At 63.1% G+C, this 25,835-nt stretch carries 22 protein-coding genes and 1 other annotated feature; of the genes, 8 read left to right on the top strand and 14 right to left on the bottom strand.

The window, feature by feature from the left end; genetic code table 11:
• Positions 1-151: 151 nt before the first annotated feature.
• The 3 genes from FMA36_RS03090 to FMA36_RS03095 all read right to left on the bottom strand — a co-directional run bounded on the left by FMA36_RS03090 (position 152) and on the right by FMA36_RS03095 (position 1,571).
• Positions 152-1,081 (bottom strand): N-acetylmuramoyl-L-alanine amidase family protein, encoded by a 930-nt coding sequence (locus FMA36_RS03090; RefSeq protein WP_159260734.1) that lies wholly within the window; start codon positions 1,079-1,081, stop codon positions 152-154.
• A gap of 31 nt (positions 1,082-1,112) precedes the next feature.
• Positions 1,113-1,277 (bottom strand): hypothetical protein, encoded by a 165-nt coding sequence (locus tag FMA36_RS19120; protein ID WP_167517986.1) that lies wholly within the window; start codon positions 1,275-1,277, stop codon positions 1,113-1,115.
• A 72-nt stretch (positions 1,278-1,349) separates the two neighbouring features.
• Complete coding sequence (locus FMA36_RS03095; protein ID WP_159260736.1) at positions 1,350-1,571, bottom strand: hypothetical protein; 222 nt, start codon at positions 1,569-1,571, stop codon at positions 1,350-1,352.
• Between the two features lie 176 nt (positions 1,572-1,747).
• Between FMA36_RS03095 and FMA36_RS03100 the strand changes: the two genes are divergently transcribed.
• A complete protein-coding gene (locus FMA36_RS03100) occupies positions 1,748-4,684 on the top strand; it encodes an Rne/Rng family ribonuclease (protein WP_159260738.1) in 2,937 nt (978 codons plus the stop codon).
• Between the two features lie 154 nt (positions 4,685-4,838).
• On the opposite strand, the gene FMA36_RS03105 is transcribed toward FMA36_RS03100, so the two are convergent.
• Positions 4,839-5,000 (bottom strand): hypothetical protein, encoded by a 162-nt coding sequence (locus FMA36_RS03105; RefSeq protein WP_159260740.1) that lies wholly within the window; start codon positions 4,998-5,000, stop codon positions 4,839-4,841.
• Between the two features lie 76 nt (positions 5,001-5,076).
• Here FMA36_RS03105 and FMA36_RS03110 point away from each other — a divergent pair.
• Positions 5,077-6,311 (top strand): IS3 family transposase gene (locus tag FMA36_RS03110; RefSeq protein WP_159260742.1). Its coding sequence is split into 2 segments (ribosomal slippage): positions 5,077-5,371 and positions 5,371-6,311, totalling 1,236 coding nucleotides; the frame shifts between segments, so codons are not numbered across the junction.
• Positions 5,364-5,480: a sequence feature (AL1L pseudoknot), on the top strand. Its footprint overlaps the gene before it by 117 nt.
• A gap of 187 nt (positions 6,312-6,498) precedes the next feature.
• Here FMA36_RS03110 and FMA36_RS03115 read toward each other — a convergent pair.
• The 4 genes from FMA36_RS03115 to FMA36_RS03130 form a co-directional block, all read right to left on the bottom strand.
• Positions 6,499-7,995, bottom strand: a complete 1,497-nt coding sequence (locus FMA36_RS03115; protein ID WP_159260743.1) for a helicase HerA domain-containing protein — start codon at positions 7,993-7,995, stop codon at positions 6,499-6,501.
• Positions 7,992-9,248, bottom strand: coding sequence for a TIGR03862 family flavoprotein (locus tag FMA36_RS03120; RefSeq protein ID WP_159260745.1), 1,257 nt, complete (start codon positions 9,246-9,248; stop codon positions 7,992-7,994). Before FMA36_RS03120 ends, FMA36_RS03115 begins: the two co-directional genes overlap by 4 nt.
• Positions 9,248-10,024: a serine O-acetyltransferase gene (gene cysE / locus FMA36_RS03125; RefSeq protein WP_240906544.1), complete on the bottom strand. Its 777-nt coding sequence runs from the start codon at positions 10,022-10,024 to the stop codon at positions 9,248-9,250. Before cysE ends, FMA36_RS03120 begins: the two co-directional genes overlap by 1 nt.
• A gap of 140 nt (positions 10,025-10,164) precedes the next feature.
• On the bottom strand, positions 10,165-11,397 hold the full coding sequence (locus FMA36_RS03130) for a UbiH/UbiF/VisC/COQ6 family ubiquinone biosynthesis hydroxylase (RefSeq protein ID WP_159260749.1): 1,233 nt from the start codon (positions 11,395-11,397) through the stop codon (positions 10,165-10,167).
• 204 nt (positions 11,398-11,601) lie between these two features.
• On the opposite strand from FMA36_RS03130, the gene FMA36_RS03135 reads away from it, so the two are divergent.
• Both FMA36_RS03135 and FMA36_RS19665 read left to right on the top strand, forming a co-directional pair.
• Positions 11,602-11,940 carry a P-II family nitrogen regulator gene (locus FMA36_RS03135; protein WP_061274536.1) on the top strand — a complete coding sequence of 113 codons (339 nt, stop codon included), beginning with the start codon at positions 11,602-11,604 and terminating at the stop codon, positions 11,938-11,940.
• A 45-nt stretch (positions 11,941-11,985) separates the two neighbouring features.
• Entirely contained in the window at positions 11,986-12,465 is a 480-nt protein-coding gene (locus tag FMA36_RS19665) for a hypothetical protein (protein WP_159260751.1), read from the top strand.
• Between the two features lie 551 nt (positions 12,466-13,016).
• On the opposite strand, the gene FMA36_RS03145 is transcribed toward FMA36_RS19665, so the two are convergent.
• The 4 genes from FMA36_RS03145 to FMA36_RS03160 form a co-directional block, all read right to left on the bottom strand.
• Positions 13,017-14,462 (bottom strand): glucosyltransferase domain-containing protein, encoded by a 1,446-nt coding sequence (locus tag FMA36_RS03145; protein ID WP_159260752.1) that lies wholly within the window; start codon positions 14,460-14,462, stop codon positions 13,017-13,019.
• Positions 14,463-14,983: 521 nt separating this feature from the next.
• On the bottom strand, positions 14,984-15,850 hold the full coding sequence (locus FMA36_RS03150) for a retroviral-like aspartic protease family protein (RefSeq protein WP_159263553.1): 867 nt from the start codon (positions 15,848-15,850) through the stop codon (positions 14,984-14,986).
• A gap of 68 nt (positions 15,851-15,918) precedes the next feature.
• Positions 15,919-16,875 carry a prolyl aminopeptidase gene (gene pip / locus FMA36_RS03155; protein WP_159260755.1) on the bottom strand — a complete coding sequence of 319 codons (957 nt, stop codon included), beginning with the start codon at positions 16,873-16,875 and terminating at the stop codon, positions 15,919-15,921.
• A gap of 12 nt (positions 16,876-16,887) precedes the next feature.
• A complete protein-coding gene (locus FMA36_RS03160; protein ID WP_159260757.1) occupies positions 16,888-17,880 on the bottom strand; it encodes a tyrosine recombinase XerC in 993 nt (330 codons plus the stop codon).
• Between the two features lie 214 nt (positions 17,881-18,094).
• On the opposite strand from FMA36_RS03160, the gene FMA36_RS03165 reads away from it, so the two are divergent.
• Positions 18,095-20,344: a primosomal protein N' gene (locus tag FMA36_RS03165; protein WP_159260758.1), complete on the top strand. Its 2,250-nt coding sequence runs from the start codon at positions 18,095-18,097 to the stop codon at positions 20,342-20,344.
• A gap of 109 nt (positions 20,345-20,453) precedes the next feature.
• Here FMA36_RS03165 and FMA36_RS03170 read toward each other — a convergent pair whose 3' ends face one another.
• Both FMA36_RS03170 and FMA36_RS19865 read right to left on the bottom strand, forming a co-directional pair.
• Positions 20,454-22,139 carry an NAD(P)/FAD-dependent oxidoreductase gene (locus tag FMA36_RS03170; protein ID WP_159260760.1) on the bottom strand — a complete coding sequence of 562 codons (1,686 nt, stop codon included), beginning with the start codon at positions 22,137-22,139 and terminating at the stop codon, positions 20,454-20,456.
• 142 nt (positions 22,140-22,281) lie between these two features.
• Positions 22,282-22,491 carry a hypothetical protein gene (locus FMA36_RS19865; RefSeq protein ID WP_408885644.1) on the bottom strand — a complete coding sequence of 70 codons (210 nt, stop codon included), beginning with the start codon at positions 22,489-22,491 and terminating at the stop codon, positions 22,282-22,284.
• Between FMA36_RS19865 and FMA36_RS03175 the strand changes: the two genes are divergently transcribed.
• The 3 genes from FMA36_RS03175 to FMA36_RS03185 all read left to right on the top strand — a co-directional run bounded on the left by FMA36_RS03175 (position 22,492) and on the right by FMA36_RS03185 (position 25,816).
• Entirely contained in the window at positions 22,492-23,388 is an 897-nt protein-coding gene (locus FMA36_RS03175; protein WP_408885645.1) for a cation diffusion facilitator family transporter, read from the top strand.
• A 22-nt stretch (positions 23,389-23,410) separates the two neighbouring features.
• Positions 23,411-24,313 (top strand): cation diffusion facilitator family transporter, encoded by a 903-nt coding sequence (locus FMA36_RS03180; protein ID WP_159260764.1) that lies wholly within the window; start codon positions 23,411-23,413, stop codon positions 24,311-24,313.
• 168 nt (positions 24,314-24,481) lie between these two features.
• Positions 24,482-25,816: a chloride channel protein gene (locus FMA36_RS03185; protein WP_159263555.1), complete on the top strand. Its 1,335-nt coding sequence runs from the start codon at positions 24,482-24,484 to the stop codon at positions 25,814-25,816.
• Positions 25,817-25,835 lie beyond the last annotated feature (19 nt).

Here is a 25,835-nt window from a genome sequence, read left to right on the forward strand (position 1 = left end):
ATAAGTCGAAGACGAAGGAGCCCCGTCGCGGCACATGCGCGCGCGGAAAGGCGCGCGTATGCGCCCGATCCGATCCCCACGATGTGCGCTGTCGTTACCATGCCGGGCACAATACAGCCCCGCAACGTGATTGCAACCCGAAAAGCATGCCCTAGCCCGTGGCATGGGTGACCATGCTGTCGGTGGCAAAATAACGGTCAATGGCCTGCACCATGGCCCCTGCCACCACCATGCGGTGGGCGGCCTGCCTGAGCGCTGCTTCATCCATGTGGTTGGACATGAAGCCCATCTCGACCAGCACGGAAGGGATATCGGCCGATTTCAGCACCACGAAGGAGGCATGGCGCGAAGGATGCTGCAACAGCCCGATGCGCGGACGGAACGAGGAGACGATGCTGCTGGCCATGTGGGCGGCGCCGTGGCGGGTTTCCTCGGTTACGAGGCTTGCGAGGATTTCCTGCACCTCGGGCGAGTCCGCATGCACGTGGGGGCCGCCATAGCGGTCGGCGCTGTTTTCGGTGCGCGCCAGCATGGCCGTCTGCCGATCTGACGCCTTTGAGGACAGCGTATAGACGCTGGCCCCGCGCACCGCACGGTTGGTCAGCGCATCGGCATGCATGGAAATGAACAGCGAGGCCTTGTGGCTGTGCGCGATATCCACCCTGCCTTCGAGCGGGATGAAGCGGTCATCGACGCGCGTCATGGCCACGCGGTAGCGGCCACTGGCCTCAAGCTGGCGCTGCAGCTCGCTGGCTGCGGCTTCAGCCACATGCTTTTCATAGGTGCCGGAAATGCCGATGGCGCCGGGGTCCTTGCCGCCATGCCCGGGGTCGAGCATGACCAGCGGCTTTGGCGGCGCCGCACGCCCCACGATGGCGGGCGCGTGCAGCGGGTGGGCGGCGGCATGATGGGCGGCAGCGGCCGCATGCACGTGGGCGGGCACCTGGGGCGCCACCCGTGCCAGCGCACTGCCGGGCAGCAGCACGCCCAGCCCCGCCACAACAGTGCGGCGCGGTAGCACGGGGTCGGGCCTGCGCGCTGTCAGGCCCGCCTTGTTTCCATCAGGCCAGCCAGTGGTCATGCATCGGGTTCCGGTGAAGACGGTTGCGGGTTCATGTATCCTTTTCCTTATCACCATCCACGCCCTTCGTCAGCGGGATAAACGCAAGCCCCTTGCAGGAAGGGCCGCATTGCGTCATGCTGCCCAGCCGTGATGGACCGCGCCCGGTCTGGCTGCCCTGCCGGCATGCCTGATAGGGCGAGATGCCAGCAGGCATGACTTTAAAAACTCCATCCGGCATGCATCATGCATGCGCGACATGCGCTTACCGGTATGCTTACCGGCCACGTTACGGCGTGGGGGCACATGCCACGCACGACCTGAGGCAGCCGCGCCGGTGTTCCCTATCGACAGGAAACCGGATGGCATACCAGTCGATACGGAAGGTTACGCCCCGGCAATCAGGCCGGGCCGCGCCCTCCCCAGCCAGGACCGAGGATGGATTGGACATCACGCGGACCCATTGCGCCCATGCGATGGCACCATGCCCGAACACGGACGGCACAAGCATGCCGTATCCGGTCGTGGCGCATGGCCTGTCCGCCCGCGCGGCGCGCGGTGGTCTCCTGTCCGATTTCAGTCACGGCTTTTTCAATCATGCTTTTGTCCGCTCCCCCGCCCTTCCTGCCGCCACGACTCGCGCGCAGCCCGGATGCCGGAGCGTGACACACCGGAGTGCGCCTATTTATGAGCAAACGCATGCTGATCGACACGACCCACGCGGAAGAAACCCGCGTGGTCGTGATGGATGGTAACCACCTTGAGGATTATGATGTCGAAGCCGCTTCCAAGAAGCAGCTCAAGGGCAACATCTACCTTGCCAAGGTTATCCGAGTAGAGCCCAGCCTTCAGGCTGCGTTCGTGGATTATGGCGGCAACCGCCATGGCTTTCTCGCCTTCAGCGAAATCCATCCCGATTATTATCAGATCCCCGTAGCCGACCGCGAAAAGCTGCTCGCGCTGCAGGAGGAGGAACGCCGCGCGGAAGAAGAACGCCGCGCGCGTGATGACGAGGAAGAGGACGCCCCCCGCGCCGAGGACGAAGCCGAAACCCCCGCGGGTGACGAAGGCGACGAGCCCGAAACCGTAGGCGGCGAGAACGATACCGGCGATGAAGCCCAGGCCCAGCGCCGCATCGCCCGCTTCCTGCGCAACTACAAGATTCAGGAAGTCATCCGCCGCCGCCAGATCCTGCTCGTGCAGGTGGTCAAGGAAGAGCGCGGCAACAAGGGTGCGGCGCTGACCACCTACGTGTCGCTTGCAGGCCGCTACTGCGTGCTCATGCCCAACTCGCTGCGCGGGGGCGGTGTTTCGCGCAAGATTACCTCGGTGGCCGACCGCCGCCGCCTGCGCGACATCATCACCGAGCTGTCGATTCCGCGCGGCATGGCCATGATCGTGCGCACCGCCGGCGCCCAGCGCCCGCGCGCCGAGATCATGCGTGACTGCGAATACCTGCTGCGCCTGTGGGATGACATCCGCCAGCACACGCTGGAATCGGTTGCGCCCGCCCTGATCTATGAGGAAGCGAGCCTGATCAAGCGCGCCATCCGCGATATCTACACGCGCGAGGTGAGCGAGATCCTGATTGATGGCGAGCCGGGCTGGAAGTCGGCACGCGAGTTCATGCGCATGCTCATGCCCCAGAACGCACAGAAGGTTCGCCTGTGGCAGGACCACGAGCAGACCCTGTTCTCGCACTACAAGGTTGAGGGGCTGCTCGATTCCATGCTCTCGCCTTCCGTGCAGCTCAAGTCGGGTGGCTATCTGGTCATCAACCAGACCGAAGCACTGGTCGCGATCGACGTGAACTCGGGCCGCGCCACGCGTGAGCGCAACATCGAGGAAACGGCGCTGCGCACCAACCTCGAAGCTGCCGAGGAAGTCGCCCGCCAGCTGCGCCTGCGTGACCTGGCCGGCCTGATCGTGATCGACTTCATCGACATGGAAAGCCGCAAGCATAACGGCATGGTCGAGCGCAAGCTCAAGGATGCCCTGCGCACCGATCGCGCGCGCATCCAGGTGGGCCAGATCTCGCATTTCGGCCTGCTGGAAATGTCGCGCCAGCGCCTGCGCCCCTCCATTGCCGAATCCGCCTTCATGCCCTGCCCGCACTGCCAGGGCACCGGCATCGTGCGCGGGATCGAAAGCTCGTCGCTGCACGTGCTGCGCGCGATCGAGGACGAAGGCATGCAGCGCAAGGCCGCGGAAATTACCGTGCAGGTCGCACCCGAGGTCGCCTTCTACATCCTCAACAACAAGCGCACCTGGCTTTCGGAAATCGAGACGCGGCACAAGATGCAGGTCGTGTTCGCACCCGATGCCACGCTGCAGCCGCCCGAGTGCAAGATCGAGCGCGTGCGCCAGCAGACGGCCCGCTTCGAGACCCCTGCCGCCATCACGCACGCCCCGGCCGAAAGCAGCACCGTGCGCGAGATCCAGATACAGGCCGAGCCGCCAGTAGCGGACGCTGCCCCGGAAGCCCCGGCCAGCACGGAAGAGGACGAAGATATCGCATCGGGCACCGACCATCGCCGCCGTCGCCGCCGTCGCCGCCGTCGTGGTTCCGCTGCCACCACCACGCCCGAGCAGACGAGCGAAACGCAGCAGCCTGTAGCCGAGGAACCGGCCCCCGTGCCTGCTCCCGCGCCGCGTGAAGTCTATCGTGGCCCCACCCCGGCTGACCCGTATGGTGACCCGATCATCGACATCTTTGACGTGATCGAGCAGACCACGGCCCCTGCCGAGATCGTGGAGGAGGTTGTGGAAGCCGAGCCTGCGGTCGTTGCCGTGGTGGAAGAAGAGGAAGCGCCCAGGCCGCGCCGCCGCCGCCGCACGCGCCGCCGCACCCCGGTGGAAACGGAAGCCACCACCGAGGCCCCGCAGGCAGAAGCGGAAGCCGAAGTGAGCGCGCCAGTGGCCGAAGCCCCAGAGGTGGAAGCCGAAGCAGTTCCCGCCGAGCCGGTGGCTGTGGAAGCCGTTGCGGAACCCGTGGAGGAAGCGCCCAAGCCGCGCCGCCGCCGCGCCAGCACGGCCACCACCACGCGCAGCCGCCGCACCAAGGCCGCCGCCAAGACGCCGGAAGAAACCCCGGCCGAGGCGGCTGCCCCCAGCGCTGCGGAAGAAACGGCCCCTGCCGAGGAAGCCGCACCCGCCAAACCCGCACGCAAGCGGGCGGCAAGCCGGAGCACGGGCACGACGACGGCCACCACGCGCCGCCGCACCACCCGCAAGACGGCTGCCAAGGCAGATGAGGCCACCGAGGCAGCGGCTGAAGCGCCCGTGAAAGCGGAAGCCGAAGCCCCGGCTGCGGAAGAGGCCCCCAAGCGCCGCCGTGCCCCGGCACGCCGCAAGAAGGCCGAGCCTGCTGCCACCGAGGCCGTGGAAGCTCCGGCGGAAGCAGTAGCCGAGACGGCGGAAGCCGCACCGGCAAAGCCCGCGCCGCGCAAGCGGGCCACCACCCGTAAGGTGGCTACCACCACGGCCACGGCCACCCGCACGCGCCGCCGCAAGAAGGCGGAAGACGCAGCAGCGGACCCGGCAACGGACGCAGCGGCAGAGCCGACGGCTTCGACCGAAGCGGAAGCGACTCCCCGCCGCCGCACGGGCTGGTGGAAGCGCTGATTACAGCGTGACTGGCTGACAGGTAAAAAACCTGCCTTCGCAAGAAGGCAGGTTTTTTATTGCCCGGACGAATTGTGTTTTTCATTTCAATAAAAATTTTTTGGTGAATATTTTTTCAAAAAGCCTCGAATAACGCTGTCTTTCCAAAAAAAAGTCAGAATCCAAAAACTTCTATTATTTCTTCATCAATGTACAACAACCATGACCCCAGCCGCCGGCAAATGCCTTGATCAGCTTCGCGCCCGGCGTCGGTCGCCACCGCAGGCGGCTTCCGCCCGCCATCCGACCCGGCCACGTCATGGTTCTGCAGGGCCATAGGCCATCCGGGGGAAAGAGTGGAATTGAACTGCCCCGGGTTTACCGGAGAGTAAAACTCTCGGAGGATGAACCCTATGGTAGAGAAGAAGAAAACATCGCGTTATTCGCCTGAGTTCCGTGAGCGCGCCGTGCGCCTTCTGGACGAACATCGATCGGATTACCCGAGCATTTCGGCAGCCTGTCGGGAGATTGGTGGCAAGCTTGGCTGTTCGGGAGACAGCCTGCACGACTGGTGGAAGCAGGCGCGGCGAGATGTTGGTGCACAACCGGGACCGACCACAGCCGGGACGGCACGGATCAAGGCATTGGAGCGTGAGGTTCGTGAACTGCGTCAGGCCAATGAGATCCTCAAGAAAGCTTCGGCTTATTTTGCGCAGGCGGAGCTCGACCGCCCGTTTCGCAAATGATCGCGTTTATTGAAGCCTGTCGTACCGATTATGGGGTCGAGCCAATCTGTCGCGTTCTGCCGATTGCCCCTTCCACGTTTTATCATCAGGCGGCCATAGCGAGAGATCCGGCCAGAGCCAGCATACGAGCACAATGTGATAGGGATCTGATGGCGCATATCCGTCGGATCTGGCACGACAACCGTAGTGTTTATGGTGCGCGCAAGGTCTGGCACAGCCTGCAGCGTGAAGGACGGAAGGTCGCGCGCTGCACTGTCGAGCGCCTGATGCGGCAGATGGGCCTGAAGGGGGTGATCCGGGGCAGGAAGGTCATCACGACCCGTCCGGATACGGCGCGTCCCTGTCCCGATGACAGGGTCAACCGGCAGTTCCGGGCCGAGGCTCCCAACCAGCTCCGGGTCTCGGACTTCACCTATGTCCAGACCCGGAATGGCATGGTCTATGTGGCGTTTGTCATTGATGTGTTCGCCCGCAGGATCGTGGGCTGGAAGGTCTCGACCTCCATGACCACCCAGTTCGTGCTCGACGCCCTTGAACAGGCCATCTGGCAACGAAAGCCCTCGGGAAACAAGGCGCTGATCCATCACTCGGATCGTGGTTCACAATATCTGTCGATCCGATATACCGAACGCCTGGCGCTGGCTGGCATCGATGCCTCGGTCGGCACGGTCGGTGACAGTTACGATAATGCACTGGCGGAGACGATCAACGGTTTATACAAGGCCGAAGTTATCCATCATCTGGGGCCATGGAAATCCATGGTGCAGGTCGAATGGGAAACACTCAGATGGGTGGACTGGTATAATAATCGACGCCTATTGGCGCCAATCGGCTACAGGCCACCCGCCGAAGCCGAACGCGCCTTCTATGCAGATCAGAGCAGACTTGATATCGCAGCCTGAGCGCTGAACAAATCGCTCTCCGGTAAACCCGGGGCAGTTCAAATGGCCTATTTCTTCCGCGCGCCTGATGGGGCATGGCGCTGGTCATGCCAGTTTGTTTGACTGGCCCGCAGTCGCATATTTTCAAAAAAAAGCGGTGTTCTTTCTGAGCTTTTTTAAAAAAGCTTTACCAAAAACTTCTTTATGATTAGCCGCCCTCAGGCAAAGCGGGCGCGGTTTCCCAGCCGGGGCCGATGATGGCGGCACTCCGGCGACCCAGCCCGTCATGGCGGAGCACGATCATGTTCTGCTCCTCAAGATAGGCAAGCTGCCGCCGGGCGCGGCCGAGCGAGTGGGTGCCGTAGGTCCGCGCAATCAGGCTGTCGGACGGGCATGGCTCCCCATGCAGCGCAGCGCGTGCAATGAGCAGGAAAATGCCCTGTATGTCATCGGGCAGCACGGCAGCCATCTGTTCGGCCTGCCGCCAGTCATCGCTTTCCACCGTTGTGGCATCCACGCCCGCGCGGGCGACTGCCAGCAGGCGGCGGAAGCGCGGCATGTCGAGCGCGTCACGCCCCATGCCCTCGATCCGGCAGCGCACCAGAAAATCCTGATACAGCACATGCACAGGGCGGAAGCCTGCATCCTCATCGCGCAATATATCGGTCAGGATGTCGATAAAGCGCAGCCTGAGCGCTGCCGCATCGACCGGCGGAGCCTCGGGTGCGGCGGTTTCGGCCTCCATCGTCGCGGTCTCGGCATGGGCTGCAAGCTGCGAGAGAATATCGGGCGGCGGGCTGATATGGCGCGGCGGGCGGGCGGGCAGTTCACGCTCGGGCACCGGGGTCAGGATCAGTTCACGGATCTCATCGCCCGCGGGTACCGGCTCGAAGGGCATGAGCGTGGGGCCTGCGGAACGGCTTTCGGTCTCGACCGGGCCAATCTTGACCGCAAGCGGCCTGCGGCACACGGCGGGGCCGAGGGCCACGAAATAACCGCGCTCAAGGTCACGGAAACTCTCGGCCTGCCGCCGTTCCATGCCCAGCAGGTCGGCAGCGCGCATCATGTCGATATCAAGGAAAGTGCGGCCCATGAGGAAGTTCGAGGCCTCGGCCGCGACATTCTTGGCAAGCTTGGCCAGGCGCTGGGTGGCGATCACGCCTGCCAGCCCACGCTTGCGGCCACGGCACATGAGGTTGGTCATGGCACCGAGCGAGGCGCGGCGTGCCTCATCCGACACCTCGCCCGCGGCGGCTGGCGCAAAAAGCTGGGCTTCATCCACCACCACCAGCACGGGGTACCAGTAATCACGCGGGACCTCGAACATGCCGCCAAGGAAAGCGGCGGCACGGCGCATCTGCACATCGGCATCCACGCCCTCAAGGTTCAGGATGACCGAGGCGCGGTGCATGCGCATGCGCTCGCCCGCCGCCTGCAGGGCCGCCTCGGTATGCTCGGCGGCATCAATGACCAGATGGCCAAAGCGCTCGGCCAGACTGACGAAGTCGCCCTCGGGGTCGATGATGGCCTGCTGCACCATGCGCGCCGACTGCTCAAGCAGGCGGCGCAGCAGGTGCGACTTGCCCGAGCCGGAATTGCCCTGCACCAGCAGGCGGGTGGAAAGCAGTTCGGCCAGGTCCATCGTCACCGGGCCATCGCCCGCAACAGCCCCGCGGCGCTCGCCAATCGTGATTGCAACACTCATGGCGCTGACGGATACCGCTCGCGCCGCGAGTCCTGCAACCACGCCCATGCGCCCTCGCCCGCCATGCGGCCCGTGGCCATGCAGCCCTGCAGCAGGTAACCGCCGGTCGGTGCCTCCCAGTCCAGCATCTCACCTGCCGCGAACACGCCGGGCAGTGCGCGGATCATGAAATGCGCATCAAGCGCAGGCCACGCTATGCCGCCGGCTACCGATATGGCGCGGTCCAGCGCGGCGGGGGCATTCACATCAACCGGCACCGCCTTGACCCGTGCGGCTAGCGCCTGCGGTGCGCGCGGCAGCGGTCCATCACCGCCTTCACGCATAAGCGCCACCGCAACGGGGGAAAGCTTCAACGCCTTGCGCAGTGTGTTGGACAGGCTCTCACGCGCCCGCACGCGGGCGATGCGCGTAGTGACCTCGCCGGGGTCAAGGGCCGGGCGCAGATCAATGAGCAGGCGCGCGTGACCCGTCCGGGCAATCCGCTCGCGAATGGCGGCTGACAGCGCATAGACCGCGCCGCCCTCGATTCCCGTATCGGTCACCACTGCCTCGCCGCGCACGCCCGGCCCATTTTCCAGCGCAAGGCCGATGCCGCGCAGTGGCGTGCCCGCAAACCGCTCACGAAAGGCCGGGCTCCATCCGGTCACGAACCCGCAATTGGCGGGCGCGAACGGCGTGACATCAACACCAAGCCCCCCAAGGCGTTCGCGCCATGCGCCATCAGACCCCAGCCGCGCCCAGCTTGCGCCGCCCATGGCCAGCACGGTGGCATCGACCCGCCAGCTCACCACTCCGCCGGGGCCGGACACGTGCAGGCGGCCCGCTTCATCCCAACCAAGCCAGCGGTGGCGGGTGAGCAGCCGCACGCCACGCGCGGCCAGCCGCTCAAGCCACGCACGCAGCAGGGGCGAGGCCTTCATGGCGCGGGGAAACACCCGGCCACTGCTGCCGGTAAAACACGGCTGACCCAGCCCTTCGGCCCATTTCACCATATCGGCCGGGCCAAAGGCGGACAGGGCAGCCTGCATCATCGGCCTTGCTGCGCCATAGCGCGCACCAAAGGCTGCTGCATCCTCGGAATGGGTCAGGTTCAGCCCGCCGCGTCCGGCCATGAGCAGCTTGCGGCCCATGGTAGGCATCTGCTCGACCACGCTCACCGCACAGCCCCGCCCGGACAGGATCTCGGCTGCGGCAAGGCCCGCCGGGCCACCGCCAATAATGGCCACATGCGGCCTGAAAACGAATTCGGTCATCAGATAATGTAATCAATCGGCGGGAGCATCTGGTCCATGGTGAAGGCAGGCAGGCTGGAATGGCGCGTGCCGACCACGCGGGCCGGGTTACCCACCACCGTGGTGTAGGGCGAGACGGATTCAAGCACGATGGACCCCGCCCCCACCTTGGCCCCCTCGCCAATCTCGATATTGCCCAAAATGGTGGCCCCTGCCCCGATCAGCACGCCCCGGCGCACCTTGGGGTGGCGATCGCCTACATTCTTGCCGGTGCCGCCAAGGGTCACGCCCTGCAGCAGCGACACGTCATCCTCCAGCACCGAGGTCTCGCCAATGACAATGCCGGTGCCATGGTCGAACAGAACCCGCCGCCCCAGCCGGGCTGCGGGGTGAATATCGACCCCGAACAGTTCCGAACACCGGCTTTGCAGGTGCAGCGCCAGATAGCTGCGCCCGTTATGCCACAGCCAGTGCGCCACGCGGTGGCTCTGCACGGCGTGGTAGCCCTTGAAGAACAGGAAGGGTGTTACATATTCCGCCGTGGCCGGGTCGCGCTCACGGATGGCCACGAGGTCGGCCGCGGCGGCGTTGACGATATCGGGGTCAGCCTCGAACACTTCCGTCACCAGTTCGGCCAGCGCGTCGTCCGCCACCGAGCGGTCGCCCAGCTTGCGCCCGAGCAGGGCCGCGAGCGCACCGCGAAAGGAGCCGTGATTGCGGATGCCCGTAGCCAGCAGCCCCTTGACCAGCGGGTCGTTGCAGCCACATGCGCCGCTTACGATCTCGCGCCACAGCATGGCGGGATCGATCGGCCCCAGCGTGGGGGGCAGGACGGGGCTGGCGCGGTCCTTCAGCGAAAGGGTGGCAGGGGGGTTTTCAGGCATGATCGGTCCGTTCCGTCCGATGAGCGGTTGTCATATGGCTGGCAGACAGGCGTTCACAGCCCCATGGCGTGCCGGGCAAAACTACGGCGCAGCGGCGTGATGCGGTTGACGGTGGCAAGCCCCACGTCGCGCGCCAGGCGCAGCACGGGGTTATCGTTGCCAAACAGGCGCTCGAGCGCATCGGTTGCAGCCAGCATGAGCATGTTGGCCGGCCTGCAACGCGCCTGATAGCGGCGCAGCACGTCGGGCGCGCCCACATCGCCGCCCGCCGCATGCACCTGCGCCAGAATATCGGCCATGGCGATCACGTCACGGAAACCAAGGTTGAGCCCCTGCCCCGCAATGGGGTGAATGCCATGAGCCGCATCGCCCACCAGCGCCAGACGGGTATCAATATAACGCTGCGCGTATTGCGCGGAAAGCGGATAGACCCAGCGCCGGCCCACGGGTGTCACGGCACCCAGCCATTCATCGCCCATGCGGCGGCGGATCTCGTGGGTAAAGGTCTCATGCGGCAGGTCGGCCAGACGGTGGGCCACCTTCTCGCTCTCGGTCCAGACCAGGGCGGAGAGGTTCGGATGCTGCTCATTGCCTGCCATGGGCAGCTGGGCAAAGGGGCCTGCGGGCAGGAAATGCTCCAGCGCGCGGCCTTCATGCGGGAATTCGTGGGCTACGGCGCACACGATGCCGCACTGGTTGTAGGGCATGCGGGTAACCGTGATGCGGGCCTGGTCACGCAGCGGGCTGCGACGGCCCTCGGCGGCCACTACGAGGCGGGCGTTGATGGTACGGCCGCTGGTGGTGTGGATCACAGCACCTTCGGGCGTGCGGGTCACGCGGCCTTCATCAGGGGCGAAAACATGTAGCCCCGGCGTTGCGTGGAGGGCGGCGTTGAGCGCCACGCGCAGGGCGCGGGCCTCGATCATGGCGCCGAAGGGCTGGTCGGCATCCGCTCTGCCAAATTCCAGGAACAGGGGCGAAGGCGGCTGGCCGGGCCTGCCATCGGTCACGCGGATCTCGTTGATGTCGCACGACTCCATGGGCAGGCGGGCCCACACGCCCGCCTCCTCAAGCAGGCGGCGCGAGCCTGCGGCGATGGCATAGGCGCGGCCATCAAAGGCCGGGTGCTCCATGGGCGGCAGGGCCGCGCGGTCGATGATTGCGACCTGCAGGCCCGCAGTTGCCAGACGGCAGGCCAGCGTGGCGCCAACCGGACCCGCCCCCACGATGCAGACATCAACCCCAAGGGTTTCGGGCATAGTGGTGGCTGTCATGTTCGCGGTCATTTCGTTTCCTGTTCTGGGCCCCCCGGGCAACGGGGCAGGCCACACGGATTTACTCCCCAGCAGGGGCAACGCACAAGCGCACATGCCAGATGCATGGCGTGAAGGCGGATGACATGCATCACCCGATCAGGGTATAGACGAAGCGGTTACCTTAGTTCACCCACGGTCAACCGGCCGGAACAGCAAGAATGGAGACGCGGTGCGATGAAGCTTGTCACAGCCATCATCAAGCCTTTCAAGCTCGACGATGTGCGTGAGGCCTTGACCCCGCTGGGGATTCAGGGGCTGACCGTATCGGAAGTCAAGGGCTTCGGTCGCCAGAAGGGCCAGACCGAAATCTATCGCGGGGCGGAATACCATGTCAGCTTCCTGCCCAAGATCAAGATCGAGGTTGCCGTGACCGACGAACTTGTGGAGCAGGCAGTCGAGACGATTCTGGAAGCCGCCCATACCGGCAAGATCGGCGATGGCAAGATCTTCATCTCCCCGCTTGACAGCGTCATCCGCATCCGCACGCGCGAGACGGGCGACAGCGCGCTGTAAAACCCCTACTTTTTTCATACATCATTTCAGGACCGACCAGACCCCATGGCCATATCATTCCGCATCACCCTCACCACTGCCTGCGCCCTGACGCTTGCCCTTTCCACCGGAGTTGCGCAGGCGCGTGAAACGTCCAAGGCGTGCCACGCCAAATTCACGGCGGCCCGCACGGCAGGCACGCTGGGCACGCAGTCCTACAAGGAATTCAAGGCCGCGCAGTGCGATACCGACACGGCGACCGCTGCATCCCCCGAGGCCGCCAAGCCCGCAACCCCGGCCCCTGCCGCAGCCCCTTTGCCCGCACCGGCGGCAGCCAGGGCCGCAGCGCCCGCAATCGCCACCTCGGCCACCATGCCCACCGCCGTGGCTGACAAATACAGCAAGGAACCCGCAGGCAAGGGCCGCCTGCACACCTGCCTTGACCAGTACAACGCCAACAAGGCCACAAACGCCAATGGTGGCCTGCGCTGGATCCAGAAAGGCGGCGGCTACTACAGCATCTGCAACACCAAGCTCAAGGGCTGAGACCCTGCCCGGGCCACCTGCGGGTGGCCCGGGCGAAATTTCTGGCCCATTGCGCCGGACATGGAAGACGGCACAGGACCCCTTCGGCACCCCCGTCATCCAGCAAACCTTTCTTCCTGTCTTTCCCGCAATACCAGGCAGTCCTGAGCACAGGCTCCCGTGTAGCCGCAGTGCGGCAATAACGTGACTCAATGACAGGTTACGGCATGAAATATGCTTCTTCTGTCAGTTGATGCCATGATTTCCCGTGATGACATCGAGACATGGCACGACCAGATGGCTCTGGCATCGCGCCAAGCAGGACATGCACGCCATGGCCGCGGCATTTTATGGCGATCTACCGGAGTGCCTTTTCGCGGCCTGCGGGGATAACCAGAAAATGTCTGGTTCTCGATCCGGATCATATCCTATGGGGCGACGGAATCGGCGATGACGGGCCGGAAGGGAGTGCTCATGGCGAGTGCGTTAACTGACGACACGCCCCAACCATGAGAAATATCCTGAAAAACATTGAAATTATAAATTAAACGAAATTAATATTTATACTATTTTTACTCATTTATATCAATAATGTAATATTGTTTTTCTTTATATAGGGAGAACCGGAAATCAGAGTAAACAGGCTTCATTCCAATTATACTTTCTTTTGCCAATTCCTGTTCAGCCGGACCAAGAAGGGTAAGCCCTGCCCCTAATTTGGCAAAGACAAACAAACCCCATTTACTGTTTCCGAGTTGGATGGGAATCAGGTTTCGTAAGGCAGGATTTGATTTAATCGCGAAGACATTGGCGGGAGATATGGGTTCTCGACCAATCAAAAAGATCTTGTCACTTTTCTTATATCCATTTTCTAATAACTTATTGAAAATATGGCCTGCAAAATTTTCCCTATACAGGTTTTGTGCATATAAAACATTCCCGTAAGCGTAGCATGTAGAAGTTGCAGAAAATAAATTAAGAAAAATAATCAAATTTTTTAAATATTTTACATTTGAGTTAATGGCAATATAAAATAAAAACATTACAAGCACAGGGAACCCGAGCAAGGTTCGATATTCCATGACTGGATTTTCTAGAAGCAGGCATAACCCTGGCGTGCTAAATGCAAAAAAAACAATTCCTGTGATAATTATCATTCTGGATTTTGTTTTTGAGACAGGACCTTTATTATAAGGAAAAATTATGGAAATAAAAATGAGAGAAACAATTGATAAAAAATAAATGCGTGGCATCTGACATATAAAATGGAAGAAAATATTTATATTGATAAATATATTTTTAAAGAAAAATTTATTCATATGTATGAATGAACTATGAGATTCACCATAAGAACTGAAATTTATGAAATGTATGATGCATAATTTATATATTACAAAAGAAACCATCATCAAAAAGAAGTCAATAATAAAACAAATTAAACTTTCCCGGAATTTAGATCCGTTTAGCAGATCTACAATCATAATTAAAAAACATATGGAAATATAAAAATTTAATGATGCCTGATATGTAGACAGGATTGCTGTAAGCAGAGATATTCTTATAATGCAATCTGATATTGTCTTTTTTCTAAAAGTGGTTGCCGCAATAGCAGACATAAATTGCGCTATTGTCATGGTCCAGCAGTCAAACCGAAAAGAAAGGTTGCCAAGAAAAAAAGGATTTATCAATATTGGCAAAGATATAATTATCTTTTTCTGCACTTCATAATTTTTAAATACTCTATTGTTAATTATTATGCCACAAAAAGAAAGAAGGAGCAAGGAAAGAAGAAGAGGCATCGGGGATATATCAATGCCTTGCCATGAATCAGTTAATAAAAACATGAAAAAATTAGCAAGAGGCCGACCAGCCTGTTCCCACTCATAATAATAACCGAGGGAACGTCTGTAATCATCTACATAATAAACATTACTCAGAATCAACGGTAATATATAAAACATTCCTATTATATTAAGTATGATAAATACTTTTTTATCTTTTGTTGTAAAATTTATCATATTCCACCAAATTTATATTTCGTGAAGCAATTCCTGTTATCCTTCATGATAACACTTCATGTTGGGAAAATGAAGAGTCCGTAGGGTGTACCGTCAGTTAACGCCCTAACCATGGGTTTTGTACTCCTGCGTGTTTTGTGATGTTTTTCTCTGTTTCCTGGGAAATATGACAAATGCACAGCAAAAAAGGATCGCAGATCAGACAGAGCACCAGAGAACCCTGTGGCGGACTGACAACCCAAAACCATGTAATAATCGATGCTGCGGAAAAGGCTGCGGTTCTTTCCCTGACACAGGGGCAGAAGGCAGACATCACCGAAGCGGCACTGGTGCGGAATGTAGTCGAACCCGCACTCTTTATCGCCAATAAGGCTTATGACGCCGATCCGCTTATTGAGCGTTTTTTTGCCAGGCTCAGACCGTTCAAAGTCATCGCAATGCGTTACGACAAACTGAAATCAATCTGCCTCGCAGCCGTCCAGCCTGTTTCAACCGTAACAGGAATGAACGGACAACACGCTCTAATGCGCGGGGCGGACAAAAGCCTGGCTGGTAGCGTAGGATATCCACACCCTGTGGCTTGCAAACCAGTCGGAGCCCAGCAGCATTTCAAGGTGCTCGCGCAAGGGTGCCACGGTCAGCGTGACATTGCGCTCAAGCTCGTGGCCCACCTGCAGGCTGCCAAAGCGGTGCCAGTGATAGATGTCCTTGTGCCCGTCCACGCTGGCGGTCACACCGCCGGGGTCGCGCTCAAGCTGTGACTGGGCCACACCCGCGCGGTGCGCCACATCAGGCGAGACAATGCGCGAACGCGCGCCACTATCAAGCAGGGCTGTAACCGGCCTGCCATCAAGTTTTACGTCAAGCAGAAAGCGGTTGTCCTGCCGGCGCAGGGGCAGGCTTTCATATGGGCCATCCCACGCGGGCGGGGGGGCGCAGGCAAGCGAGCCGTGCTGTATGTTCCACAGGCTCAGCGTGCCGCCGGGCACGTCCATGTCGAGGTCAAAGCGCGAGAGAATATCGCCACCGAGCAGCCCCGCCACGGGCGGCTGGATCATGGGCTGGCCGGGCAGTTCGCCCACCGGCACGGAGCGTGCGCCAAAATCCACACCGCCCACCCGCAGATCGGGCACGATGGCGTTGGGCGTGGCCTGCGCCACCCCGCCCGTGCCATGCACTACCGTTTCATGATCGGGGTCGAGGCGCAGGCGCAGGTAGCCCACCATCTCGGGCGTGAGCAGCCCGCCATCCGAGCCGGTATCGACCAGCGCGCTCAGGCTGTGGCCTGCAATGCTGATTACGATGGAGAGGTAACCCCCATCATCGCGCAGCGGCACCTGGGCCACGCGCTCATGGTTGCATAGCCGCGCGGCATCAGGGGCGGCCATGGCACTGTGGGCCACACCAAGGCCACAGGCCAGCCCTATAATGGCCAGCAGGGTAGTGCGCCCCGCCACTAACCCAGGCGCTCCGCCATGGTATCGGTCGCGGCGAGAAGGGCCTCGAGAATGCCGGGCTCGGTCATGGCATGCCCCGCAATATCAATGACCTGAAAATCCGCCTCCGGCCAGGCGCGGTGCAGGTCCCACGCCGTGCGCATGGGGGTCGCCACATCATAGCGCCCCTGCACGATGATGGTGGGGATGTGGCGGATGCGGTCAACGTTGCGGATCAGTTGCCCCTCCTCCAGCCATCCGGCATTGATGAAATAATGGTTCTCGATGCGCGAGAAGGCCAGCGCGTAACGGGGGTCACCGTGCCGGATGGCGGTATCGGGTGCCGGGCGCAGTGTGATGGTGCGGCCTTCCCATACGCTCCAGGCAATGGCAGCCTTCATGCGCTCATCGGAGTCCGGGCCGGTCAGCCGGCGGTTATAGGCCGTAATCAGGTCGCCGTGCTCCTCGGGCGGGATGGGGGCGATGAACTGCTCCCACTGGTCGGGAAAGAGCCATGAAGCCCCTTCCTGATAATACCACAGCAGTTCCGCCCGGCGCAGGGTGAAGATGCCGCGCATGACCAGCGCCGTCACCCGCTCGGGGTGTGTCTGTGCATAGGCCAGCGCCAGCGTGGAACCCCATGAGCCACCGAACACCATCCACCGTTCGGCGCCGGTCAGTTCGCGCAGGCGCTCCATATCGGCCACGAGGTGCCATGTGGTGTTGTGCTCAAGCGAGGCATGCGGCGTGGAACGCCCGCAGCCGCGCTGGTCGAACAGCAAAATACGGTAGCGCGCGGGGTCGAACATGCGGCGCTGGAATGCCGAGCACCCGCCACCGGGGCCGCCATGCACGAACACGACCGGAATGCCCTCGGGGTTGCCGCACAGCTCCCAGTAAACGCGGTGCCCCTCCCCCGTATCAAGCCAGCCGTGGTCGTAGGGGTCGATGGGGGGGTAGGCAAACCGCTCAGGCATGGATTTTCCTGTTCATGGGGCAGTATCGGGCGGGGTATCGGTGGTGGCATGCGGATGGGCGCGTGTCCAGACATCCATCAGCCGCGCTTCATCCGCCAGGGTATAGCGCTGGGTGGTGGACAGGCTGGCATGGCCAAGCAGGTCCTGTATCACGCGCAGGTCGGCCCCGCCTTCCATCAGGTGCGTTGCAAATGAATGCCGCAGCGCATGCGGGGTTGCATGCTCGGGCAGGCCTGCCATGTGCCGCCACGTGCGCATGGCGCGCTGGGCAATGCCTGCCTGCAGCCGCCCGCCACGCACGCCCACGAACAGCGGCGCATCGGGCTGGGGCAGCGGGTGGGTATTGCGCCACCGCCTGAGCGCCTGCATGACCTGCGGCAGCACCGGCACCATGCGCTCCTTGCCGCCCTTGCCACGAATACGCAGCACGCCATCGCCCTGCACCGGGTTGCCAAAGCTGGCGGCCTGATCGAAATCGCGCACATCCAGCCCCAGCGCCTCCGAAATACGCAGCCCGCAGCCATAAAGCAGCATGAACAGCGCCCCGTCACGCACCTGCGCCATGGGGGTATGGGCAATGTCGGCCACGCCTTCGGGCACTTCAAGCGCATCCGGCTTTGGCAGCGGGCGGGGGAGCGGGCGGCGGGTGCGCGGGGTTGCCAGCAGGGCAGGAGCCGGGTTGTCCACCCCGTGGTAGCGGGCAAGGTAGCGGTAGAACGAGCGCAGCGCCGAGACCCGCCTTGCCCGCGTGCGCGCCGCGCGGTCCTGCGTGGTGGCACGCCTGCCGGTCAGGGCGGCTTTATGCTCATGGGCCAGCCAGGCCCGCAGGTCCGCCAGCGAAAGCCCTGCCAACGCACCCAGATCGGGTTCCGCGCCCAGATGCCCCATGAGGAAGGCCAGAAAGCGGTCCAGATCGCCCCGATAGGCTGCGAGCGTGAGGGGAGAAGCCCGGCGTTCGGTCTGCATCCACTGCAGAAAGGCATCGCGTGCCTCGGTTGCCATCATGCCGCGTCCCTTTCCCTGACTGAAAGACGTTCTTGGTAAAGCTTTTTTCAAAAAGCCCCGAAGCATGCCGCCTTTTTGAAAAAAGGCGACACCCAAAAAGTTTTATCACCTGTTCTCAATGGTTTGCCTCAAAATAATATCTTATCGGGGCGATGGATGCGCCATGCCTCATGGAGGGACAAGACACAGGCGCTGCCTGACGGTAGAAAAACACATGCCGCATCGCAACCCCACCCAGACGGACCTGCTGCCCCCCGCCCCTGACGGGCGCGTGCGGGTCATGCTCACCCTGCCCTTTGCCGGGCCGCTGGACTACCTGCTGCCGCCCCGCCTGGCCGCCGCCCGCCCCGGTGATATCGTAAGCGTGCCGCTCGGCCGCCGCACCGAAACCGGCGTGATCTGGGATGCCTCCCCCAACCTGCCGCCCGAATTCAGGCCGCCGCTCCCCAAGGAAGTCGCCACCAGCCGCCTCAAGCCCGTAGCCGCCCGCCTCGACCTGCCGCCATTACCCGCGCAGCTGCGCCAGTTCGTGGACTGGGTGGCCGCCTATACCCTCTCGCCGCCAGGCATGGTGCTGGCCATGGCGCTGCGGGCCAATGCGCTAGCCGCCCTGCCCAAGCCCAGCACGGGCTACACCCCTGCGCCCACATTGCCCGCCGACCTCCGCCTCACGCCTGCCCGCCAGAAGGTGCTTGATATTGCTGCCGCCGGGCCTGCGCTGGCCGCCGCCGAACTGGCCCGCCGGGCAGGCGTAGGGGCTGCCGTCATTCGCGGGCTGGCGCAGGCGGGTGCGCTGCAGGCGGTTGAAATCACACCCCCGCCACCCTTCGCCACACCCGATCCCGCGCATTGCCCGCCCACGCTGGGTGGCAACCAGGAAGAGGTGGCGACCGAATTGCGGGCAAGGGTGGCCGAAGACTGCTTTTCCATCACGTTGCTGGAAGGTGTGACTGGATCTGGCAAGACCGAGATTTACATGGAGGCCATCGCCGCCTGCCTTGAGGCCGGAAAGCAGGCGCTGGTGCTGCTGCCTGAAATCGCGCTCTCGGCGCAGTGGACCGGGCGCTTTGCCCGCCGCTTTGGCGCGGAACCCGCGCTGTGGCATTCCGACCTCGGGGCAAGGCTGCGGCGGGTGACATGGCGCGCGGTGGCCGACGGCACGGCCCGCGTGGTGGTGGGCGCGCGCTCGGCGCTGTTCCTGCCATTCGACCAGCTTGGGCTGATCATTGTTGACGAAGAGCACGAGACCGCCTTCAAGCAGGAAGATGGCGTAACCTACCACGCGCGTGACATGGCGGTGGTGCGCGCGCGCATGAGCAAAGCCCCCATCGTGCTGGTCTCGGCCACGCCCAGCCTTGAAAGCCTGGCCAATGTGGGCGCGGGCCGCTACCGGCACCTCAAGCTTAATGCCCGCCACGGCAACGCCACCATGCCGGTGGTGCAAACGCTGGACATGCGCGCCGACCCGCCCGAGCGCGGGCTGTTCCTCTCGCCCATGCTGACCGGCGCGATCAACGACGCCATCGGCCGGGGCGAGCAGGCCATGCTGTTCCTCAACCGCCGGGGGTACGCACCACTCACGCTGTGCCGCACCTGTGGCCACCGCATGCAGTGCCCCAACTGCACCGCATGGCTGGTTGAGCACCGCGCCCGCCATATCCTGACCTGCCACCATTGCGGGTATGACGAACCTATTCCCCAGACCTGCCCCAAATGCGCCGATGCCGACAGCCTGACCCCCATCGGCCCCGGCGTGGAGCGCATAACGGAGGAGGCGCGCGCCACCTTTCCCGATGCACGGATTCTGGTCATGGCGAGTGATACGCTCAGCGGCCCCGCCGCCACCGCCGCTGCCGTCGAGCGCATTGCCCGGCGCGAGGTGGACCTTGTGATCGGCACCCAGATCGTGGCCAAGGGCTGGCACTTTCCGCATCTCACACTTGTTGGCATTGTCGATGCCGATCTCGGCCTTGGCGGCGGCGACCTGCGGGCCTCGGAGCGCACGGTGCAACTCCTGCATCAGGTCGCGGGCCGCGCGGGCCGCGCGGAGGCGCCGGGCCGGGTGCTGTTGCAGAGCTACGTGCCCGACCATCCGGTCATGCAGGCGCTGGTTTCAGGTGATTTCGGCAGCTTCATGGAGCAGGAGGCCGAGCAGCGCCGCCCCGGCTTCTGGCCGCCTTATGGCAGGCTTGCCGCCGTAATCGTGAGCGCCGAAACACCTGATGCCGCCGAACTGACCGCCCGCGCCCTTGGGCAGAACGCGCCGCGGCTTGATGGCGTGCAGGTGCTGGGCCCGGCCCCGGCACCTCTGGCCATTTTGCGCGGGCGGCACCGCCACCGGCTGCTTTTGCGCGCGCGGCGCAATATTGCGGTGCAGCCCATCATGCGTGAATGGCTCAGCCGCGTGAAACCCGAGCGCGGAGCGCGGATTGACGTGGATATTGATCCGGTCTCGTTCCTGTAAGCAGGACAAAACAGATAAAAGTTTTTGGTGAAGCTTTTTGCAAAAAGCTTCGAAGAACGCCGCCTTTTTTGAAAAAAGGCAGCACCTCGAAAATTCTGTTCTTATTTCTTTACTGCGCCTCGGTGGCATGGGTCATGCCCCGATGCAGCGCCTGCTCCACATCCCGCCCCGCCAGCGACAGGGCCACCGCCTCGGCAATGCGGATGCCATCAATGCCCGCCGAGAGAATGCCCCCGGCATAGCCCGCCCCCTCGCCTGCCGGGAACAGCCCGCGCAGGTTGATACCCTGCCCGTCCACCCCGCGCGGAATGCGCAGCGGGGAGGAAGTGCGTGTTTCCACCCCTGTCATCACCGCATCGCGCATGGAAAAGCCTGCCAGCTTGCTGTCAAAATGCGGCAGCGCCTCGCGCATGGCTGCGATGGCGAAGTCCGGCAGGCAGGTTGCAAGATCGGTCGGTGTCACGCCGGGGCGGTAGGATGGCACGACAGCGCCAAGCGTTGTGGAGGCCACGCCGTCAAGGAAGTCGCCCACCGTCTGCGCCGGTGCGAAATACGCCCCGCCACCGGCCTCGAACGCGCGGCGCTCCCACTCACGCTGGAAGGCGATGCCCGCAAGCGGCCCGCCGGGGTAGTCGCGCTCCGGCGTTACGCCGACCACCAGCCCCGCATTGGCATTGCGCTCGGCGCGGGAATACTGGCTCATACCATTGGTCACCACCTGCCCCACCTCGGATGTTGCGGCCACCACCGTGCCGCCGGGGCACATGCAGAAGGAGTAGACCGCACGCCCGTTGCTGGCATGGTGCACCAGCTTGTAATCCGCAGCCCCCAGCAGCGGCACGGCCTCGGGCTGGCCATAGCGGGCGGTGTTGATGACCGATTGCGGGTGCTCGATGCGCACCCCGATGGAAAACGGCTTGGCCACCATCGCAACGCCTGCCTCGTGCAATGCGCCAAACGTGTCACGCGCGCTATGGCCGATGGCCAGCACCACATGGCTGGCTGCAATCTCATCGCCATCCGCCAGGCGCAGCGCGCGGATGCGCCTGCCCCCTGCGCCATCATCACCGGTCACGAATTCGGTTACGTGCGCGCCAAAGCGGTATTCACCGCCCAGCGCCTCGATCTCGGCGCGGATATGCTCGACCATCGACACGAGGCGGAACGTGCCGATATGCGGACGCGAAAGGTATTCGATCTCGGGCGGGGCGCCCGCGCGCACGAATTCGGCCAGCACCTTGCGGCCATAATGGCGCGGATCGCTGACCTGGCTGTACAGCTTGCCATCGGAGAAGGTACCCGCGCCGCCTTCACCAAACTGCACGTTGCTCTCGGGGTTGAGAATGGATTTGCGCCACAGGGCAAAGGTGTCGACCGTGCGCTCGCGCACCACCTTGCCGCGCTCAAGCACCACGGGGCGCAGGCCCATCTGCGCCAGCACAAGCGCTGCCATCAGCCCGCACGGCCCCGCCCCGATCACCACCGGGCGCGTAAAGCCGGGCCGGGCGGCAAGGGCCGGGCCATCCTCCACCGCAAAACGGTAGGCGGTATCAGGCGTGGGCATGATGTTGCGCGTGCCTGCATGGACGGCAAGCACGGCGGCCTCGTCACGCACGGCGCAGTCCACGGTATAGACCAGCATCACGCGGTGCCGGTGGCGGGCATCATGACCGCGGCGGAAGATGGTGATGGCTTCAATATCCGCCCGCGCCACACCCAGCCGCTCGGCCACCGCCTGTTCCAGTGCGGCTTCGTCATGCGCGATGGGCAGGCGCAGTTCGGTCAGTCGGATCATGGGGCGGGTTTCCGTGGCTGATGGCAGTGCGGGAGCCATATCACGCCGGGGCGCCGCACAGGAATGTGCTAAATGCTGGTGACGCACGGTAACCTTCTGCTAGGAAGGCGGCGATACCCTGCCCCTCACGATCAATATGGATTCAGGCCCCATGGGCGAATGCCAGCACAACCATGGCGCGGATGGCCATGACCACTCCCATGACCATGCCGCCCCGCCAGCGCATGCTCCCGCCTGCAATGGCCACGACCATGCGCATGATGCCCATGCGGGCCACGATCACGCTGACCACGGGCATGATGGCGACTGCGGGCACGACCACGGGCATGGCGGGCTGTTCGGCCACCGCCATGTGCACACGCCGGCCTCCTATGGCCGGGCGTTCGCCATCGGTATTGCACTCAACCTTGTCTATGTGGCGGGCGAGGCAGTGTGGGGCGTGCGCAGCCATGCGCTCTCGCTGCTGGCCGATGCGGGGCATAACCTGTCGGACGTGCTGGCCCTTGGGGCCGCATGGCTGGCCGAGGTGCTCTCGCGCCGCTCGCCCACTGCCAATTTTACCTACGGGCTGCGCCGCTCCTCCATTCTTGCAGCCCTTGGCAATGCCGTGGCCCTGCTTGTGGTGACCGGCGGCATCATGTGGGAGGCCGTGCTGCGGCTGATCCACCCGCACCCGGTGGCAGGCGTTGCGGTGATGGTGGTGGCCGGAATCGGCATTGTGGTGAACGGGCTGACAGCCCTGCTGTTTGCCAGCGGCGGCAGGAAGGACCTCAACCTGCATGGCGCGTTCCTGCACATGGCATCCGACGCGCTGATGTCGCTGGCCGTGGTGGCAGGCGGCGGCCTGATCCTGCTGACCGGCTGGCTGCGCATCGATCCCGTCATCTGCCTTGTGGTGTCGCTGTCCATCATTCTCGCCACATGGTCGCTGCTGCGCGATTCGCTCGACATGGCGCTTGACCGCGTGCCGCGCGGCATCGACCCCGCGGCTGTCGATGCCTTCCTGCGCACGCTGCCCGGTGTGTGCGACCTGCATGACCTGCACATCTGGCCCATCAGCACCACCGAAACCGCGCTCACCGTTCACCTCGTGCGTGAGGCGGGCGAGCAGGGCCACGCCCCTGATGGCCTGCTGAACCGCGCTGCCAGCGAGCTGCAGGCCCGCTTTGGTATTGTTCATCCCACCTTGCAGATCGAGACCCTGACCGATGCCAACCAGTGCATTCTGGCCGAAGCCCACTCCGTCTGATCGCAAGGACACCCTGTTCAGCATGTTCTCCCGTACCGACCCCAAGATCCGCGCGGCCTGGTGCAGCGTTGCCGTAAGCCTCATCGCCCTGGGCATGAAATATGCCGCATGGCGGGTTACAGACAGCATCGCGCTGTATTCCGATGCCATCGAGACCATCATCAACGTGGTCTCCGCCGTGGCCGGGCTGTGGGCGCTGCGGGTGGCGAGCCTGCCGCCCGACCACAACCACACCTATGGTCACTACAAGGCCGAATACCTCTCTGCCGTGGCGGAAGGGGTGCTGGTGGTCATTACCGCCATCACCATCGCGCATGAGGCGTGGATCGGCTTCCAGCACATGCATGCGCCGCAGGATTCGCTGCTGGGTATCGCGCTCAATGGCGGCGCGGGCGTGCTCAACCTGGCGTGGGGGCTGTTCCTGCTGCGGCTGGGACGCGCGCGCCATTCACCCGCTTTGGTGGCCAGCGGGCACCATGTGCTGTCCGATGTCTGGACATCGGCGGTGCTGATCACGGGGTTCGTGCTGATTCCGCTGACCGGCTTCTTGTGGCTCGACCCGCTGCTCGCCGCCCTGATTGCGGTGAACGTGCTGCGCACAGGGTGGGAGATGATGCGCACCTCCATCGCGGGGCTGATGGACGAGGCCCCCAATTCCGAGACACTGGGCGAGATCCGTTCCATCATCTCGCACACCGCCACCGGCGCGATGGAGGCGCATGACATCCGCGCGCGCATCGTGGGTGCCATGACGTTTATCGAGTTTCATCTTGTCGTGCCCGGTGCCATGAGCGTAGAGGAAGCCCACCACATATGCGACCGGGTGGAAGAGGGCCTGCGCGCGGGGCTGGGCGATGCGCTGATCAATATTCATGTCGAGCCCGAGCGCAAGGCCAAGCATACCGGTGTGCTGGTACTACCCTGACCTGGCAGAAAGGGCGGATATTCTGCAAATGACCGCCTGACCTGCGATAAATGCCACCCCTGCCGCGAAACCGGACGGCCTGAACCCGGTTTTACCCGTTTCAGGGCAGTTGCTGAAAGTACGTTACCGGGCATGCGAACCGACCTTACCGAGATACGCCGGAAACACATGCGCCACCTGCGCCGTTCCGCGCGGATCACCACCGAGCAGTGGCGGCGCAAGATCGCGTGCTGGGCTGCAGCCGTGGTAGTGGGCGTGGTGGCGGTGGGCTTTGCCATGGCCGCTGATGCGGCGGCGAGCCTGCGCACGCACATCATCGCGTTCAACCCGTGGCTCATGCTGGTGCTGACACCGGGCGGGCTTGCGCTTTCAACGTGGCTGACGCGCACCTGGTTTCGTGGCGCGCAGGGCAGCGGCATACCGCAGACCATTGCCACGCTGCACCTTGAAAATTTCGCCATTGTCGACCGGCTGCTGTCGCTGCGGGTGGCGGCAGGCAAGATCGTGCTGACCTCGCTGGGGCTGGTGGCGGGCGCGTCCATCGGGCGCGAGGGGCCGAGCGTGCAGATCGGCGCGGCCATCATGCATGCGTGCGGACGGTGGCTCAACCTGTCCACCATCAGCATGCGGCGCGGGCTGATCCTGGCGGGCGGGGCTTCGGGTGTGTCAGCCGCGTTCAACACGCCGCTGGCAGGCATCGTGTTCGCCATCGAGGAGCTCAGCCACTCGTTTGAGCAGCGCACCAGCGGCACCATGCTCACCGGCGTCATCCTGTCGGGTGTGACGGCCATCGCCCTTGTGGGCAATTACAGCTATTTCGGCCACACGGATGTGGTCGTGCCCATTGGCATCAGCTGGATCGCGGTGCCGACCTGCGGCATTCTGGGCGGCATTGGCGGGGGCGTGTTCTCGGCCATTCTCATCCGCGCAACGCGCGGCCTGCCCGGCGGGCTGGGGCGCTTTGCCAAGGGGCGGCCCGTGGCGTTTGCCGCCGTGTGCGGGCTTTTGCTGGCCATACTGGGCATTGCCTCGGGCGGGATCACCTATGGCACCGGCTATTATCAGGCGCATGAAATCATCGATGGGCGGACGCATTATCCCGCCTCGTTCTTCATCCTGAAATTCATCGCCACCATCATCTCCTACTGCTCGGGCATTCCGGGCGGGCTGTTTGCGCCCTCGCTTGCCATCGGGGCCGGGTTTGGCGGCTGGGTGGCGCAGTTCCTGCCGCACACCACGCCGGGTGCCGTGGTACTGCTGGGCACGGTGGCGTATTTCTCCGCCGTGGTGCAGTCACCGCTGACGGCCTCGGTCATTGTCATGGAAATGTGTGACAACCAGCAGGTCACGCTGGCGCTGCTGGCGACGTCGTTCCTGGCCTATGGCGTATCGCGCATGATCTGTTCGCAGCCGCTCTACGCGGCTCTGGCCGAAGCGTTTCTTGATGGCATGGCCTCTGCCCCCAAGCCCCCGCCCGCGATCAGGGCGGCTGCAAAACAATAGAAGTTTTTGGTGAAGCTTT

This window comes from Komagataeibacter xylinus, from assembly GCF_009834365.1.
Classification (GTDB): Bacteria; Pseudomonadota; Alphaproteobacteria; order Acetobacterales; family Acetobacteraceae; genus Komagataeibacter; species Komagataeibacter xylinus_D.

Excerpts from the sequence above, each read along its gene's own strand:
- FMA36_RS03090 (WP_159260734.1), bottom strand. The coding sequence starts at position 1,081 with ATGACCACTGGCTGGCCTGATGGAAACAAGGCGGGCCTGACAGCGCGC.
- FMA36_RS19120 (WP_167517986.1), bottom strand. The coding sequence starts at position 1,277 with ATGCCTGCTGGCATCTCGCCCTATCAGGCATGCCGGCAGGGCAGCCAG.
- FMA36_RS03095 (WP_159260736.1), bottom strand. The coding sequence starts at position 1,571 with ATGCTTGTGCCGTCCGTGTTCGGGCATGGTGCCATCGCATGGGCGCAA.
- FMA36_RS03100 (WP_159260738.1), top strand. The coding sequence starts at position 1,748 with ATGAGCAAACGCATGCTGATCGACACGACCCACGCGGAAGAAACCCGC.
- FMA36_RS03105 (WP_159260740.1), bottom strand. The coding sequence starts at position 5,000 with ATGGCCCTGCAGAACCATGACGTGGCCGGGTCGGATGGCGGGCGGAAG.
- FMA36_RS03115 (WP_159260743.1), bottom strand. The coding sequence starts at position 7,995 with ATGAGTGTTGCAATCACGATTGGCGAGCGCCGCGGGGCTGTTGCGGGC.
- FMA36_RS03120 (WP_159260745.1), bottom strand. The coding sequence starts at position 9,248 with ATGACCGAATTCGTTTTCAGGCCGCATGTGGCCATTATTGGCGGTGGC.
- cysE (WP_240906544.1), bottom strand. The coding sequence starts at position 10,024 with ATGCTGTGGCGCGAGATCGTAAGCGGCGCATGTGGCTGCAACGACCCG.
- FMA36_RS03130 (WP_159260749.1), bottom strand. The coding sequence starts at position 11,397 with ATGACCGCGAACATGACAGCCACCACTATGCCCGAAACCCTTGGGGTT.
- FMA36_RS03135 (WP_061274536.1), top strand. The coding sequence starts at position 11,602 with ATGAAGCTTGTCACAGCCATCATCAAGCCTTTCAAGCTCGACGATGTG.
- FMA36_RS19665 (WP_159260751.1), top strand. The coding sequence starts at position 11,986 with ATGGCCATATCATTCCGCATCACCCTCACCACTGCCTGCGCCCTGACG.
- FMA36_RS03145 (WP_159260752.1), bottom strand. The coding sequence starts at position 14,462 with ATGATAAATTTTACAACAAAAGATAAAAAAGTATTTATCATACTTAAT.
- FMA36_RS03150 (WP_159263553.1), bottom strand. The coding sequence starts at position 15,850 with ATGGCCGCCCCTGATGCCGCGCGGCTATGCAACCATGAGCGCGTGGCC.
- pip (WP_159260755.1), bottom strand. The coding sequence starts at position 16,875 with ATGCCTGAGCGGTTTGCCTACCCCCCCATCGACCCCTACGACCACGGC.
- FMA36_RS03160 (WP_159260757.1), bottom strand. The coding sequence starts at position 17,880 with ATGATGGCAACCGAGGCACGCGATGCCTTTCTGCAGTGGATGCAGACC.
- FMA36_RS03165 (WP_159260758.1), top strand. The coding sequence starts at position 18,095 with ATGCCGCATCGCAACCCCACCCAGACGGACCTGCTGCCCCCCGCCCCT.
- FMA36_RS03170 (WP_159260760.1), bottom strand. The coding sequence starts at position 22,139 with ATGATCCGACTGACCGAACTGCGCCTGCCCATCGCGCATGACGAAGCC.
- FMA36_RS19865 (WP_408885644.1), bottom strand. The coding sequence starts at position 22,491 with ATGGCGGTGGCCGAACAGCCCGCCATGCCCGTGGTCGTGCCCGCAGTC.
- FMA36_RS03180 (WP_159260764.1), top strand. The coding sequence starts at position 23,411 with ATGTTCTCCCGTACCGACCCCAAGATCCGCGCGGCCTGGTGCAGCGTT.
- FMA36_RS03185 (WP_159263555.1), top strand. The coding sequence starts at position 24,482 with ATGCGCCACCTGCGCCGTTCCGCGCGGATCACCACCGAGCAGTGGCGG.